This is a genomic window from Streptomyces sp. NPDC056948 (assembly GCF_042674225.1).
Taxonomy (GTDB): Bacteria; Actinomycetota; Actinomycetes; order Streptomycetales; family Streptomycetaceae; genus Streptomyces; species Streptomyces purpurascens.
On sequence record NZ_JBHUQX010000060.1, the window covers coordinates 1 to 14,470 of the forward strand.

General features: G+C 71.9%; 12 protein-coding genes. 5 read left to right on the top strand and 7 right to left on the bottom strand.

The window, feature by feature from the left end; all coding sequences use genetic code 11:
• Positions 1 to 54: 54 nt before the first annotated feature.
• Entirely contained in the window at positions 55 to 798 is a 744-nt protein-coding gene (locus ACFTZL_RS10600) for a YcnI family protein (RefSeq protein WP_382580186.1), read from the bottom strand.
• A gap of 159 nt (positions 799 to 957) precedes the next feature.
• On the bottom strand, positions 958 to 1,773 hold the full coding sequence (locus ACFTZL_RS10605) for a hypothetical protein (protein WP_382580188.1): 816 nt from the start codon (positions 1,771 to 1,773) through the stop codon (positions 958 to 960).
• A 244-nt stretch (positions 1,774 to 2,017) separates the two neighbouring features.
• Between ACFTZL_RS10605 and ACFTZL_RS10610 the strand changes: the two genes are divergently transcribed.
• Positions 2,018 to 2,488 carry an ATP-binding protein gene (locus ACFTZL_RS10610; RefSeq protein ID WP_382580190.1) on the top strand — a complete coding sequence of 157 codons (471 nt, stop codon included), beginning with the start codon at positions 2,018 to 2,020 and terminating at the stop codon, positions 2,486 to 2,488.
• Between the two features lie 71 nt (positions 2,489 to 2,559).
• On the opposite strand, the gene ACFTZL_RS10615 is transcribed toward ACFTZL_RS10610, so the two are convergent.
• Positions 2,560 to 5,553 (bottom strand): glycine--tRNA ligase, encoded by a 2,994-nt coding sequence (locus tag ACFTZL_RS10615; protein ID WP_382580192.1) that lies wholly within the window; start codon positions 5,551 to 5,553, stop codon positions 2,560 to 2,562.
• A 184-nt stretch (positions 5,554 to 5,737) separates the two neighbouring features.
• Between ACFTZL_RS10615 and ACFTZL_RS10620 the strand changes: the two genes are divergently transcribed.
• Both ACFTZL_RS10620 and ACFTZL_RS10625 read left to right on the top strand, forming a co-directional pair.
• On the top strand, positions 5,738 to 6,601 hold the full coding sequence (locus tag ACFTZL_RS10620; protein WP_382580193.1) for an intradiol ring-cleavage dioxygenase: 864 nt from the start codon (positions 5,738 to 5,740) through the stop codon (positions 6,599 to 6,601).
• A 9-nt stretch (positions 6,602 to 6,610) separates the two neighbouring features.
• Entirely contained in the window at positions 6,611 to 7,456 is an 846-nt protein-coding gene (locus tag ACFTZL_RS10625; RefSeq protein WP_382580195.1) for a triphosphoribosyl-dephospho-CoA synthase, read from the top strand.
• A 7-nt stretch (positions 7,457 to 7,463) separates the two neighbouring features.
• Here the strand turns inward: ACFTZL_RS10625 and ACFTZL_RS10630 are convergent, their stop codons facing one another.
• Both ACFTZL_RS10630 and ACFTZL_RS10635 read right to left on the bottom strand, forming a co-directional pair.
• Positions 7,464 to 8,927, bottom strand: a complete 1,464-nt coding sequence (locus ACFTZL_RS10630; RefSeq protein WP_382580197.1) for an aminopeptidase P family protein — start codon at positions 8,925 to 8,927, stop codon at positions 7,464 to 7,466.
• 76 nt (positions 8,928 to 9,003) lie between these two features.
• Entirely contained in the window at positions 9,004 to 10,518 is a 1,515-nt protein-coding gene (locus ACFTZL_RS10635) for a PP2C family protein-serine/threonine phosphatase (protein WP_382580199.1), read from the bottom strand.
• Between the two features lie 503 nt (positions 10,519 to 11,021).
• On the opposite strand from ACFTZL_RS10635, the gene ACFTZL_RS10640 reads away from it, so the two are divergent.
• Together ACFTZL_RS10640 and ACFTZL_RS10645 are read left to right on the top strand one after the other, a co-directional pair.
• Positions 11,022 to 11,687, top strand: a complete 666-nt coding sequence (locus ACFTZL_RS10640; protein WP_382580201.1) for a bifunctional DNA primase/polymerase — start codon at positions 11,022 to 11,024, stop codon at positions 11,685 to 11,687.
• 55 nt (positions 11,688 to 11,742) lie between these two features.
• On the top strand, positions 11,743 to 12,375 hold the full coding sequence (locus ACFTZL_RS10645) for a hypothetical protein (protein WP_382580203.1): 633 nt from the start codon (positions 11,743 to 11,745) through the stop codon (positions 12,373 to 12,375).
• A gap of 242 nt (positions 12,376 to 12,617) precedes the next feature.
• On the opposite strand, the gene ACFTZL_RS10650 is transcribed toward ACFTZL_RS10645, so the two are convergent.
• Both ACFTZL_RS10650 and ACFTZL_RS10655 read right to left on the bottom strand, forming a co-directional pair.
• Complete coding sequence (locus ACFTZL_RS10650) at positions 12,618 to 13,583, bottom strand: DUF5926 family protein (RefSeq protein WP_382580204.1); 966 nt, start codon at positions 13,581 to 13,583, stop codon at positions 12,618 to 12,620.
• 111 nt (positions 13,584 to 13,694) lie between these two features.
• Complete coding sequence (locus ACFTZL_RS10655; protein WP_382580206.1) at positions 13,695 to 14,246, bottom strand: ATP-binding protein; 552 nt, start codon at positions 14,244 to 14,246, stop codon at positions 13,695 to 13,697.
• Between the last annotated feature and the right edge of the window lie 224 nt (positions 14,247 to 14,470).

Below are 14,470 nucleotides of genomic sequence, written 5' to 3' on the forward strand. Positions count from 1 at the left end.
GTCCCCGCCCCCGAGGGGCGAGGACCCGGCGCGCGCCGTGCAACGGAAGCGGCGTCAGGCGTTGGAGCGCCGACGCCCGGCGAGCACGCCGTAGGCGACGCCCGCCGCGCCGACCACGATGCCCACGATGCCCAGGACGCGGGCGGTGGTGTCGGTGCCGTCGGAGGAGCCGGTGTCGGCGGCGGTGGTCTTGGCGGAGGCCTTCTCGGCCGACTCGGAGTCGGAGGCCTCGTCGCCCGACGAGCCGTGGTGCCCGTCCTCGGAGGCGGCGGACAGCTCCAGCACCGGGGCCGGGTTGTCGGGCTCCTCCTTGCCCTCCTGCGGCACCTCGATCCAGCGGACGACCTCCTTGTTGGAGTACGTCTGCAGGGCCTTGAAGACGAGTTCGTCGGCGTCCTCGGGCAGAGTGCCGATGGAGACCGGGAACTTCTGGAAGAAGCCGGCCTCGATGCCGTCACCGTCGGCGGTCCAGGTGACCTTGGTGACGGCCTCGGAGATCTTCTCGCCGTGCATCTCCAGCGGCTTGTCCAGCTTGGACTTGGTGACCTTGATGTCCCAGCCGGGCACCGGCTCCGGCATGACCGAGGCCAGCGGGTGGTCGGTGGGGAAGTTGACCTCGAGCTTGGTGGTCGAGGCGTCGTCGCGCTCGTTGGGGACCTTGAAGTCCACGACCGCGTAGCCGCCCTTGGCGGCCGTCCCCTCGGGCTGCACGCTGACATGCGCGAAGGCGGGGGCGGACAGGGCGAGAACGGTGACGCCGGCGGCGGCACCGGCCGCGGCGATACGGGAAACCTTCATGGAAGGAGCACTCCGCTGTGAGTCGGGTCGGGATGAGGAAGAGGGATACGCGCACGCGCGCGTGCCGCACGACGGCGGCCCTCCTCCGAGCCGTCCGGGAATCCGGGGAATCAGAAGAATCCGGAGAATCCGAAGAAGCGGAGTGGCGGTCGCGTCGCGTCAGGCGGCGAGGGCGAGTGCGGCTGCGGGAGCCGTGACGTCCGGCGGCCCGCGCCGGATCACCGTGTGCTGCAGTGCGTGGGTGCAGGGCATCTCGGGCACGGGCCGCACGGCGTGCGCGGGGCACCGGCGGGCCTCCGGCGCTCCCGGGAGCCCGGCACGCAGGGCGCGTACCAGCGCGAACGCAGCCCGCAGGGAGCGGACCAGTGTCCCTTCGGCGACGCCTTGCGCCGACAGTTCGGTGAGCCGCAGCAGCGCCAGGTCGCCGTGGCGCAGCAGCCAGCCGGCGGCGATCGCCGCGAGGACGTGGCCGAGCAGCATCGGCAGGGTGGGCCACAGCGAGGCCGGTGCGGCGTCCGTGGCCACATGCGTGTGGGCGCCGCCCGTCGGCTGGAGCCGGGCGTCGGTCAGGACTTTGTGGGCCTGCGCCGGGCTGATCGCCGCCGCCGTGGTGCCGCACAGGAGCCGCGCGGCCTGCTGGACCAGCGCGGCGTCACTCGCGCCCGCCGGTACCGAGGACGTGGTGGCGGCGGCCGTACCGTGCTGGCCCAGTCCGAACAGGGTGTGCAGCACCGTCTGGCCGACCGCGAGCAGTGCCGCGATGCCCGGCAGCGAGCGCACGCGCCCCGCGAGCGGGGCCGCCACCGCGACCACCCCGAGGAACCCGGCGCCCAGCGTCCACAGCGGAATGCCCTCGCAGGACGCCAGCGCGTGACCTGCCCCGGCCAGCACGACGCAGACCGCGGCGAACACCGCGGCCCGCAGGATCCGGAGCGGGTGTCCGGAGCGCGTCGCGCGCGCGTGGGGGGCAGTCATGGCGGGCTCATCATCGCACTGGCCCCGCGGGCCTCGTGCGGCAGGTCCGCAAGATGCCGTACGACCGGAACGTAACCGTCTGGCCCCGCGCGCCCCCACTTAGACCGATGTTTGCTCCTACATACACCGATCAGGATCAGCGCGCATCCGCCGTATGGGCGGCATCACGTCAACTTCACGCTTACATGCGGGGACTCGGGGCAATACGTAACGGTATGTCGAGCCGCAGCCAGGAGGCTGGAGCATGAGCATCTGGTGGTCACTCCATTTGCGGCGCGAAGCTGCCAGCGTGCCCCTCGCCCGGCGCCTGCTGATCGGCACCATGGAGACCGCGGGCGTCGACCCGGACATCTCCTACGACCTCTCCGTCGCCCTCAGCGAGGCCTGCGCGAACGCCGTGGAGCACGGCGGGGACATGGCGCGCGGCGGCCCCGGTTCGGAGGCGTACCGGGTCACGGCGTACCTCGACGGCGAGAAGTGCCGGATCGAGGTCGCCGACGCGGGCCCGGGTTTCCCGGCGTCCTCCGCTGCCCGGTCGCGCCCGCCGATCCGGCCCGCGCACTCCGACGCGGAGAACGGCAGAGGGCTGTGCCTCATTCAGGAGCTCGCCGACCACGTCCACATCGGCAACAAGCCGGGCCGGGGCGGGGCCGTGGTCAGCTTCGACAAGGTCCTCAAATGGCGCGAGGGTGCCGCGCCGCTGATGGCGGTCTGACCCTGCGGTGGTGTTTCACGTGAAACACCACCGTCGTGTTTCACGTGAAACGTCTGCTGCCGTGCCTGCCCCTACAGCGCACCCCAGTCCAGCGTCGTCCGCGCCAACCCCGCCACCTGTGTGAGCAGCGCCAGCCGGGCCGCACGGACCGCCGGGTCGGGGTCCATCACCAGAACCTCGTCGAAGAAGGCGCTGATCGCGTCGACCAGCGGCCCGGAGACCTCGATCAGTGCCCCGAGGTCGTCCTCGCGGCCGTGCAGCGCCTGGCGTACGGCCTCGGCGCCCTCGGCGAGGCGCAGTTCGGCGGGCGCGGTCAGCAGGGACAGGTCCGCCGCCTCGACGCCGCCCTCGGGGAGGATGCGCACGACCCGCTGGAACGCGGCGGCGAGTGCCTCGAACGCCTCCGTGCCGATGTGCCGCTCCAGCGTGGCCAACGTCCGGTCCCCGTGAGCGGGCCGGTCGGCCCACACCAGGACGGCCTGGACGAGCCGGTGTTCGTGCCCGGCGTCCGTGAGCTGCTGCTCATAGCGCCGGGTGATCAGTTCGGCGGCCTCGGCGACCCGCTCGACCGGCACCTCGACGCCCTGCGCCGCATACCGTACGGCCGCCGCGCGCAGCCCGTCGCTCACCCGCACCCCGGCCACCGCGGGCAGGCTCCGCAGCACGTTGAGCAGACCGATCGCGGCCCGGCGCACCCCGTACGGATCGGAACTCCCGGTCGGTGCGGCCCCGATGATGAACATGCCCGTCACCAGGTCGAACCGGTCGGCGAGCGACAGCACGGCACCCGCGTCCCCGGCGGGAAGGGCGCCGCCGGCGGAGCGCGGCAACTCCATCTCGGCGAGGGCCCGGGCGACCTCGGCGGACTCGCCGGCCCGGCGGGCGTACTCCTCGGCCATCACCCCGGCCAGTCCCGAGAACTCGATCACCATCTGGGACGCCAGGTCGAACTTCGCCAGCCCACCGGCGCGGCGGACGACGTCCACCGCCTCCTGAGCCAGCCCGGCACGCCCCGCCAGATCGAGGGAGAGGACGGCGAGCCGCTCGGCGCGGTCGGCGACCGTACCGAGCCGGTCCTCGAAGGTCAGCTTGTCCAGCCGGCTCCGGAACTCCGCCGGCGGCACCTTCAGGTCCGCCCGCCAGAAGAACGCGGCGTCCTCGTAACGGGCCCGCAGCACCGCCTCGTTGCCCGCCCGGACCACGTCGTCGTCGCACAGGGCGTTGGCGAAGGTGACGAAGTGCGGCATGAGGCGATCGCCGTCCAGCACCGGCAGATAGCGCTGGTGCTTGCGCATCACGGTGGTCAGGACACTCGCGGGCAGTTCGAGATAGCGCTCGTCGAACGACCCCCGCACGGCGTACGGGAACTCCAGGATGTCGGTGATCTCGTCGATCAGACCGGCCTGGCCCTCCACGTCGATCCGCCCGCCGACCTCGGCCGCCGCCTCCAGGGCACCGCGGACCACCGCCCCGCGCCGGGACTCCCGGTCGAGCAGGATGCCGTGCATGTGCAGGAAGTGCGGGTAGCCCTCGGCGGAGGTCACCCGGACTTCCGGATAGGGGGCCTGGCGCTGCACCCGCGTCGTGTCACCCGCGGAGAGGGAGGAGACCACCACGGGCAGGGGAGTACGCCCCAGCAGCGCGAGCAGCCAGCGCACGGGACGCGAGAACGACAGCCCCGGGTCGCTCCAGCGCATGTTGCGCCCGGCCCGCAGCCCGGACACGACCTCGGCCAGCAGCTCGCTGAGCACCTCGACGGCCGAGCGCCCCTCCTCGTGACGGGTGAGCGCCACATACTCGACCCCGTTGACGTCGACGATCCGCACGTCCGTCGGTTCGGCGCCCTGGCTGCGGGCGAAGCCCAGCAACGCCGGGGTGGGAGCGCCGTCCTTGAAGGCGGCGGCGACCTTCGGCCCGCGCACGGTCCGCATCGTGTCCCGCTCACGCGGCTGCACACCGTCGACGGTGATGACGATCCGGCGCGGTGTGGCCATCACGGTGATCGCGCCGTGCCCCAGCCGGGTGTCGGCCAGCTTGGCGGTGACCGACTCGCGCACCGCCTCGGTGGTGGCGGGCACGTCGGCGTACGGCAGTTCCTCCACGCCGATCTCGAACAGCAGTGTCTCGACGCCGGGCACCTTGGGCAGCGCGGGCCGCTCGGCCGGGGCCGGTGCGGCCGCCACGCCGAGCGGATACTCCAGCGCGGCCCGCCGCCGCTCCCACAACTTCGCCGTCTCGTGCGTCAGCCCGCGCATCAGCGAGAACGCCTTGGCCCGCTCGGTGGTGCTGATGGCGCCGCGCGCGTCGAGCACGTTGAAGGTGTGGCTGCACTTGAGCACGTAGGTGTACGCGGGAACCGGCAGCTCCAGGTCGAGCAGGCGCCGGGCCTCGGCCGCGTACGCCTCGAAGAGCCGGTGGTTGGTGTCGAGGTCGGCGTCGTCGAGGTAGTAGCGGCTCATCTCGTACTCGTTCTGGCCGAACACCTCGCCGTACGTGATGCCCGGCGCGTAGACGATGTCCTTGAAGTGGGACACGCCCTGAAGGTTCATCAGGATGCGTTCGAGGCCGTATGTGATCTCCACCGACACCGGATCCAGGGCGACACCGCCGACCTGCTGGAAGTAGGTGAACTGGGTGATCTCCATGCCGTCCAGCCAGACCTCCCAGCCCAGCCCCCAGGCGCCGAGCGCGGGTGAGGCCCAGTTGTCCTCGACGAACCGCACGTCGTGCGCGCCGAGGTCGACGCCGAGCGCCCTCAGGCTGCCCAGATACAGCTCCTGAGGGTTGCCGGGGTCGGGCTTGAGGATGACCTGGAACTGGGTGTGCGTCTGGAGCCGGTTGGGGTTCTCGCCGTAGCGCGAGTCGTCCGGCCGCACGCTCGGCTCCACGTAGGCCACGCTCCAGGGCTCGGGACCGAGCACACGCAGCGCCGTGGCCGGGTTGGCCGTACCGGCTCCGACCTCGGTGTTCAACGGCTGCGTGATCATGCAGCCGTTGTCGCTCCAGTACTTCTGCAGGGTGAGGACGGCGTCCTGCATGGTCAGCGCCGTCTGGACGTTCTTCATGATCGAATCGCCTGTTCCCCGAGTCGGCCCGGCAAGGTCGGCCATGATCTCATACGCCAACTACCGCTGACCTGCTGTTTTTTGACCTGTGGTGCCGTTGGCCGGATGCTTCCGGTCGATTCACAGCGGGCTCTCAGCCCGGGCTCACGAAGCTGACGGGTGGGGTCCTTAGGTTCTCCGTTCCATGACGGGAAACCACAAGAACACCTCCATCACCCGGCGCCGTGCCCTCGCGGTCGCGGGCGGCACGGTCGCCGCGGGCGGTCTGGCCGCGGCCGGCTACCAGTCGGCCTTCGCGGACACGACGAGCACCACGACCACGGCGACGGCCACCTCCTCCGCGAGCTCCGGCACTTGCATGGAGCTGATGTCGAGCGTCACGGAGGGGCCGTACTACCTCGACGGCGCGCTGGTCCGCAAGAACATCACCGAGGGCAAGAGCGGCGTCCCGCTGACCCTGCGCCTGACCGTCGTGGACGCCACCGACGGCTGCACCCCGGTCCCCGGCGCGGCCGTGGAGATCTGGCACTGCGACGCCTGGGGCTACTACTCCGGCTACACCACCGCCAACCCCGCCGACGACAAGACCTATCTGCGCGGCTACCAGGTCGCGAACGCCAACGGAGTCGTCAACTTCGAGACGATCGTGCCGGGCTGGTACACCCCGCGCACCTGCCACATCCACCTGAAGGTCCACACCGGCGGCGCGAAGGAGGACGGCACCTACGAGGGCGGCAAGGTCAACTTCACCGGCCAGCTGTTCTTCGACGACGCGATCGCCGAGTCGATCTTCGCCCTGGAGCCGTACAGCAAGCACACCGGCAGCTACACCAAGCTCGCCGACGACATGGTCTACGACGGCGGCGGCACGTCCAGCGGCCTGCTCAGGCTCGAAGCGGTGCACAAGAAGGACCCGTCCAAGGGCTACAAGGGCTTCCTCACCCTGGGCATCGACCCGGACGCCGAGAACACGGGCGCGGGCAGCGGCGGCGGAGGCGGCACACCCCCGAGCGGCGCCCCCGCTCCCTCGTCCTCCCCCTCTTCCTGAGGTACGGCGATGAACAGCCGTGAGGACGAGTCGCTCGCGCAGGCCGCCGTCGACGCGCTGGTCGGCCAACTGGCCCTGGCCCCCAAGCCGGGCCTGCCCGACCCGCGCGACCTGACCGCCCGGGCCACCCGCCGGGACCACAGCGCGCTGCGCTGGTCGGCAAGGGCGCTGCTGCCCGGCCTCACGGCGATGGCCGCCGCGGCCCGCCGCACGGGCGAGCCCAGCGCCCGGCTCCGGGCCGAACTGGGCGCGATCGGCCGCTCCACCGAACACACGGTGGGTCTGACGGGCGGCGGCCACCGGGGCGCCCTGTGGACGCTCGGCCTGCTGGTCGCGGCGGCGGCGCTGAAACCGGGGGCGCGACCGGCCGACACGACGGCCCTGGCCAAGCAGCTCGCCGCCCACCCGGACCGCCGCGCCCCGCGCCGCCCCTCACGCGGCTCCACGGTGTCGGCCAAGTACGGCGCGGCCGGCGCGAGGGGAGAAGCCAGGGCCGGCTTCCCGCACGTCCGCCGCGCCCTGACCACCCTCACCACAGCCCGCGTCCGGGGCGCGACCGAGCCTCAGGCCCGGCTGAACGCGCTGCTCACGGTGATGTCCACACTCCAGGACACCGAACTGCTCCACACGGCGGGCCCGATGGGCCTGCGCCATGTCCAGGCGGGGGCGCGCGGTGTCCTGGAAGCGGGCGGTACGGCGACGGAGCCGGGCACCGAGGCTCTGCGGGCCCTGGACACCGACCTTCAGTCGCGCGCCTGGATCCCCCGGGGCAGCGCCCCTCTCCTTGCAGGCACGCTGTTCCTGGATGCCTTGGGGGCGCGGGGAACTGCGCGACGGGCCACGAATCACCCGTAGACGAAACTCAGCCCTTGACGGAGGCCATCCACGCCTCGACCTCGTCCGACCGCCGGGGCAGCGCCGCGCTCAGATTCCGGTTGCCACTCTCGGTCACGAGGATGTCGTCCTCGATCCGCACACCGATACCCCGGTACTCCGCCGGCACGGTCAGATCGTCGGCCTGGAAGTACAACCCGGGCTCGACGGTCAGGCACATCCCCGGCTCCAGCACACCGTCGACGTACGTCTCGGTCCGCGCGGCAGCGCAGTCGTGCACATCCATGCCGAGCATGTGACCCGTGCCGTGCAGCGTCCACCGCCGCTGGAGCCCAAGCTCCAGCACCCGCTCCACCGGCCCCTCGACGAGCCCCCACTCGACCAGCTTCTCCGTCAGCACCCGCTGCGCGGCATCGTGGAAGTCCCGGTACTTCGCGCCCGGCTGCACGGCCGCGATCCCGGCCTCCTGAGCCTCGTACACCGCGTCGTAGATCTTCTTCTGGAGCTCGCTGAACCGCCCGTCGACCGGCAGCGTGCGCGTCACATCCGCCGTGTAGTACGTGTGCGTCTCCACACCCGCGTCGAGCAGGAGCAGATCGCCCGAGCGCACGGGCCCGTCGTTGCGCACCCAGTGCAGCGTGCAGGCGTGCGGCCCGGCCGCGGCGATCGTGCCGTAGCCGACGTCGTTGCCCTCCACGCGCGCGCGGAGGAAGAACGTGCCCTCGATGTACCGCTCGGAGGTCGCCTCGGCCTTGTCGAGGACCTTCACCACGTCCTCGAAGCCGCGCACGGTCGAGTCGACCGCCTTCTGCAGCTCGCCGACCTCGAAGCCGTCCTTGACCAGTCGCGCCTCGGAGAGGAAGACCCGCAGCTCCTCGTCGCGCTCGGCGGTGACCTTGTCGGTCAGCGCGGCCTCGATGCCGGCGTCGTACCCGCGTACGGCGCGCACCGGCCCGGTGGCCTCGCCCAGCGCCCCGGCCAGCTCGCGCACATCGGAGGCGGGGATGCCGTAGAGCTGCTCCGCCTCGGTGAGGGAGTGGCGGCGGCCGACCCACAGCTCGCCCTGGCCGTCCAGCCAGAACTCGCCGTTCTCCCGGTCGGAACGCGGCAGGAGGTAGATCGTCGCCTCGTGCCCCTCGCCCTTGGGCTCCAGGACCAGGACGCCGTCCTCCGTCTGGTTGCCGGTGAGGTAGGCGTACTCGACGGAGGCGCGGAAGGCGTACTCGGTGTCGTTCGAGCGGGTCTTCAGGTTGCCCGCGGGGATCACCAGTCGCTCGCCAGGGAAGCGCGCGGACAGCGCGGCCCGGCGGGCGGCGGTCTCGGCGGCCTGGGGGACGGGCTCGAGGTCACGCAGCTCGGTGTCGGCCCAGCCGCTCTTCATGTTCTCGGCAAGCTCGTCGGACACGCCGGGGTACAGTCCGTTCTTCCGCTGCTTGATCGGCTCTTCGCTCTCGTCCGGGGTCTCCGGGATGAGCTCCTCCGCCACGGTCATCCTCCTCGATACGGCACTGGACCGTCCTCCACTGTACGGCGGCGCGGAAGACGGCTCAGGGCGATGACGAGGAGCGTTACTCGAACCGCACCGCCAGCAGGACGACATCCTCCGCACCGTCCGCCGCGTCCAGCCCCTCCGGCAGCACGCTCCGCAGGACGTGGTCGGCGATCGCGCCCGGGTCGTGCCGCAGCGCCCGCGGCACTCCGGCGGCCGCCGCGTGCAGCCGGGCGAAGGCACGGTCGGTGGCCTCGCCGGTGCGGTGCAGCAGCCCGTCGGTGTACAGCAGAACCGTCTCTCCGGGCTCGGCGAGGATCTCCACGCTCGGTGCCTCCCAGCAGGCGAGCATGCCCAGCGGGGCGGAGACCGACGTCTCCACGAACTCCGTGCGGCGCTGTCCGATCAGCAGCGGCGGGCTGTGCCCGGCGCCGGCCAGCGTGATCTTGCGGGCGGCCGGTTCGCAGTAGCCGAACAGCGCGGTGGCCGAGCGGGCCGGCTCGGTCAGCCTTAGCAGCAGCTCCAGGTCGGACAGGACCGCGACCGGATCCTCCCCCTCCATCACGGCGTACGCGCGCAGGGAAGCCCGCAGCCGTCCCATCGCGGCGACCGCGCTGGGCCCCGACCCGGTGACGGAGCCGACGGCGAGGCCGAGGGCGGCGTCGGGCAGCGGCAGCGCGTCGTACCAGTCGCCGCCGCCGCGCGGGCCGGTGCGGTGCCGGGCGGCGAGCTGGACGCCGGACACCCGCGGCAGCCGCGAGGGGAGCAGCTCGTCCGACATCGTCGCCATGGCCGCGCGCGTGCGCTCCAGTTCGAGGAGCCGGGCGAGGTGTTCGGCGGCGTACCGGGCGTACAGGCCGATGAGGTGGCGCCGGCGCTCGTCCGGCTCGGCGGGTTCGTCGTAGAGCCAGACGGCGGCCCCGAGGCGGCCCGCGGTCCCGGTGGACAGGGGGAGGGCGTAGCTGGCGGCGTAGCCGAGACGGGCCGCGACCTCGCGGTGGCGGGGGTCGAGCCCCTCCGCGGCGAACAGGTCGGGCTCGGCGATCCCGTCCTCGCCGCCCGGCAGCCCGTCGAGGATCCGGCCGTAGGACAGGGCGCTGCGGGGCACGGTCTCGATGTGGCCGAGGTCGGCGCGGGCCAGGCCGAGGCCGATGGTGGTGTCCGGACCGAGGCCGTCGCCGGGTTCCAGCACGACGAGGCCGCGCCGGGCGCCCACGAGGGCGGCGCCGGCCCGCAGCACTTCCTGGAGCGCCTCGTCGAGCGCGGCCGTACGGGCCAGGCGTTCGGTCAGCTCGTGGAGAGTGGTGAGGTCGGAGACCCAGCCGGCGAGACGGTCCTGCAGTACCGCGCCGGGTGGGGCCGGGGCATGTGCGGGGACACTCGGGGAGGTACCCGACGCGCCGGGCGCGACAGTGTGTGCGGGTGCCGGAACCGTTGAATCGATTCCAGCCACTTTCGGAGGGTGCGGGGCGTTCATGGCGTGCGGCCTTCCGACCGGCGCGTACTGCTCAAAAGCATCGCAAACCCCCATGTCATTCTGCGCCGCCAGCAGTGTCTCCACATGTACACGCACTCGTGAGGAGATGTCCAGCATTGTCCTGCCGGGATTCCTGGTGTCCGTGAGGTCCGAGGGAACAACTCCCCTTCCCCGTGCCGAAATGCAAAGTTGGCTTAAAACTGCCGCAGGGGACGGCTTATTGCGGTCGACTGGGCTTGCTCGACGGAGCGTCACGACGGTCGTGATGGGTACGTACTCGGTGAAGGCCAGGGGTGGTTGGGAATCACCCGGAACCTGGCGACGGACCCGGGCGTCCTATCCACCGACGACCGTGCCCCATCCTCCCGTGGCGGAGGCGGAGAGAAATACGCGCGACGGCAAACGCCATACTTCGCCACCCCTACGCCACGCCCGTGCTTTTGATACACGCAGTATGGGCGGGACAGCCGCGGAGGCAGTCAAAGCTCGACCCATAGGGGTTCCCCCTGCTCGCGGCAGGGGTGTGATGCGCCAACAGGTACGCACAGTGAAGTGATCGACACATGTTGTGATGTGGACCACGGTGTTGCCAGGCGTGCAACGGAAAGGAACGAGCGCTCATGCGCGAGATCCTCGGAAGGCGACGCAGGCTCCTGTCCAAGCGCGGTGACGGGACGCCTGAGCTGATCGGCGCGGCCCTGACCTATGCGACGGAATGGCAGTGGCCCGTACTCCCGGGCGTGGCGGCGGACCCGCAGGGGCTGGGCCGCTGCGGCTGCCCCGACCCCGAGTGCACGGTGCCCGGCGCGCACCCCTTCGACCCCGGCCTCCTCGCGGCCACCACCGACGGACGCATGATCCGCTGGTGGTGGGGCAACCGGCCCACCGCGCCGATCGTCATGGCCACCGGCGGCAAGGCGCCCTGTGCGGTCTCGCTGCCCGCCCTGCCGGCCGCCCGCGCCCTCGAGGCGCTCGACCGCATGGGCATGCGGCTCGGCCCGGTCGTCGCCTCCCCCGCCCGCTGGGCGATCCTCGTGAAGCCGTACTCCATGGAGCAACTCGGCGAACTGCTCTACGCCAAGGACTTCGTGCCCGGCTCCCTCCGCTTCCACAGCGAGGGCGGCTATCTGGCCCTGCCCCCGTCCGGGACGGGCCTGGGCGAGATCCGCTGGGAGCGTGCTCCGCTGCCCGGTTCTGCCTCTCCGTGGGTGCCCGATGTCGAGGCCGTGGTGGACGCCGTGGTCGAAGCCCTCACTCGTACGGGTGTGAGCGCGCCCGAGTTCTAGGACCGTCGGGCGCGCCGGGCCCGGCGTCGGCCTCGGGGCGTTAAGTTCCGGGGTCATGCCGCGTCATTCCCGGGGCCGCTCCCGGGACCCCCGAAAGGCCAGACTGCTCGCCCTCGCGGGCGTCGTGGCGGTGTGCGCGGTCGCGCTGCCGCTGGCGGTGGCGTCCGCGGGGTCCGTACATTCCGTGCGTTCGGAGAGCCCCGCCGAACGCGGTGACCCCGCCTCCGGTTCCGCAGGGGACGAGGCGCGTCCCTCCCGGGGCGCCGACGACAAGGCTCTCGAGGCGTCCGGGAGCGCGCCCTCAGCCGTTCCCACCCTGCCCACACTCGGCCAGGGCCTGGCGACCGCCGTGCGCTGCGGTCCCGAAGTCTCCTCCCCCGACGGCATCGAGGCGCAGACCTGTGTCGTGACGCAGGGTGCGCAGACCTGGGCGCGGACCTACTACCGCAACGCGACCGGCGAGGCGCTGGACGCCGTACTGACCCTGATGGAGCCCGGCGCCCGGACCGTGCGGATGACGTGTGCGGTGAGCGCCGACGACGAGCCTCGGACGTGCGAGACGCCCCGGGAGCCGGTGCGGGGGAGTCTGGCGGCGTACACGGCGGTCGCGGAGTTCGCCCGGCGGGCGGGACAGGGGCCGCTGCTGCTGCGCTCGGGAAGCAACTCACCGGTGTGGACGGGTAGTTGACGAGCGGCTGCGTTTCGTGAACGGTCGCGGAGACGAAAAGACCCGGTTGCTGGCGACGGGGGATGCACCAGCAACCGGGCTATAGGAACGGTAACAAGAGATCGGCGGTTCGCAAATTCGATCTCGCCTTTCCAGTCACCGACTGGCTTGTCTCCAGCGGGAGTTGTGAAAGGAGTCACCCGTCCCGAGGCGCGCGGGTCCGGCCGGCCGGGGTGGCGGCCGGCCGGACGCGGCGGCGTACGTCAGCTGAGCGTGACCTGCCGGTTGGTGAGGCCGCCGCGGGCGCGGCGCTCGTCCGCGGTGAGCGGCGCGTCGGTGGCCAGAGCGGCGGCGAGGCGCTCGGCGAACTCCGCCGCCGGCTTCTCCACGTCCTCGGCCGTGACCCCGCTCGGCAGGTCCCAGACCGGCACCGTGAGCCCGTGAGCGCGGAAGGAGCCCACCAGGCGGGTGCCTTCGCCGAGGCTGGAGCGGCCCGCGGCGTGCAGCCGCGCGAGAGCGTCCAGAAGCTGCTCCTCGGCGTGGGGCATGACCCACCGCAAATGGTTCTTCTCCGGCGTCTCGCACCAGTAAGCGGCGTCCACGCTCTGGAGCTTGACGGTCGGGATGGCCGCGGCGTTGGCCCGCTCAAGGGAGGCGGTCACCTCCGGCGTGGCGTTCTCCGTGTCCGGGACCCAGAACTCGAAGCCGCTGTGCACTTCTGGCTCGAAGGTGCCCTCCGGGTCGAGCAGATCCTGCAGCCGCGGACCGTCGGCCGGGGCGCGGCGGCCCTGCACCGGCGTACCGGGCTGGGCCTCGAGGGCGCGCTGGAGGGTGTCGGCGAGATCGCGGCTGATGTCGCCGGACGAGGTGTCGTTCTGCAGGCCGAGCAGGACCGAGCCGTCGTCGCGGCGCAGAGCGGGCCAGGCCATCGGCAGGACCGTGGCCAGCGTGACCGCGGGGACGCCCTCGGGCAGGCCGTCCTTGAGGGGCAGTTCGACCGTGGCCGCCGGGACCAGCTCGCGCAGGGCCACCCAGTCGCCCTCGCCGGGCAGGCCCTCGAAGGGGCGGTGCACCAGCTCGGTCGCGGCGTGGGAGGCGGCCCGGCCGTGACAGGCCTTGTAGCGGCGGCCGCTGCCGCAGGGGCAGGGCTCGCGGGCGCCTACGACCGGGACCTCGCCATCCGTGATCTGCGGGCGCTTGGCCTTCGTCTGGGGTCGCTTCTTGGCCATCGATGGGTCTCCCGGTTACGGCTCGTCTCGTACGTTCGCGAGCCTAGCCGTTCGGGCCTCGGGCGACGGGATCCTGTGGACAACACTCGGTGCAGCGCGGCGTACGGGCGCTCAGTCCATGTCGTCGAAGGCGTCCGCGAAGTCGAGCCCGGGTATCTGGGACACCGCGGGGGCCGCGACGCGCGTCACGAAGTCGTCGCGGCGGTGGCCGACGTCCGGGTCGTACACGTCGTCGTGGACGATGACCCACACGGTGACCTCGCCGCGGATGTCGTCGCGGACGCCCCAGTCGTCGGCCAGCGCCGTGATGATGTTCAGCCCGCGGCCGCCGTGCGCCGTGACCGACGGGGTCGCCGGGGCGGGGCGGGTCGGGCCGCCGCCGTCCGTGACCTCGACGACGAGCCGGCCGGCCGGGTCCACACTCCACGCGGCACGGACGTCGCCGTCACCGGAGAGGGCGTCGCCGAGAGGCCTGCCGTGTTTGCATGCGTTGCTCAAAAGTTCGGAAAGGATCAGTACGGCGTCGTCGATGACCGAATCCGCTACGCCACCGCTGCGCAACTGTGAACGCATACGGTGCCTTGCTTTCCCCACGCCCGCAGGGCCATGGGGTACGGCCATGCTCGACGACGTGGGCACCTCCTGTGCCACCACCAACGCCACCCCCGAGACCTCCTTCGCCCCACGCCACGGTGTGGATGCCCCATTGGCCTGAACCGGAAACCGGCCAATCAGCGTCCTGTGACGCATTCACCACGATCGAATACGGATCGAACGCGCCGGAGCACTCCCTGTAATCGCATGGCTTGATTTCGTCGGTGTGGCCGAGACGGGAGGATCCCGCTCGTCAAGGTGTGGGGTCAAGAGGTGTGCGTGGGTCCGGTGGG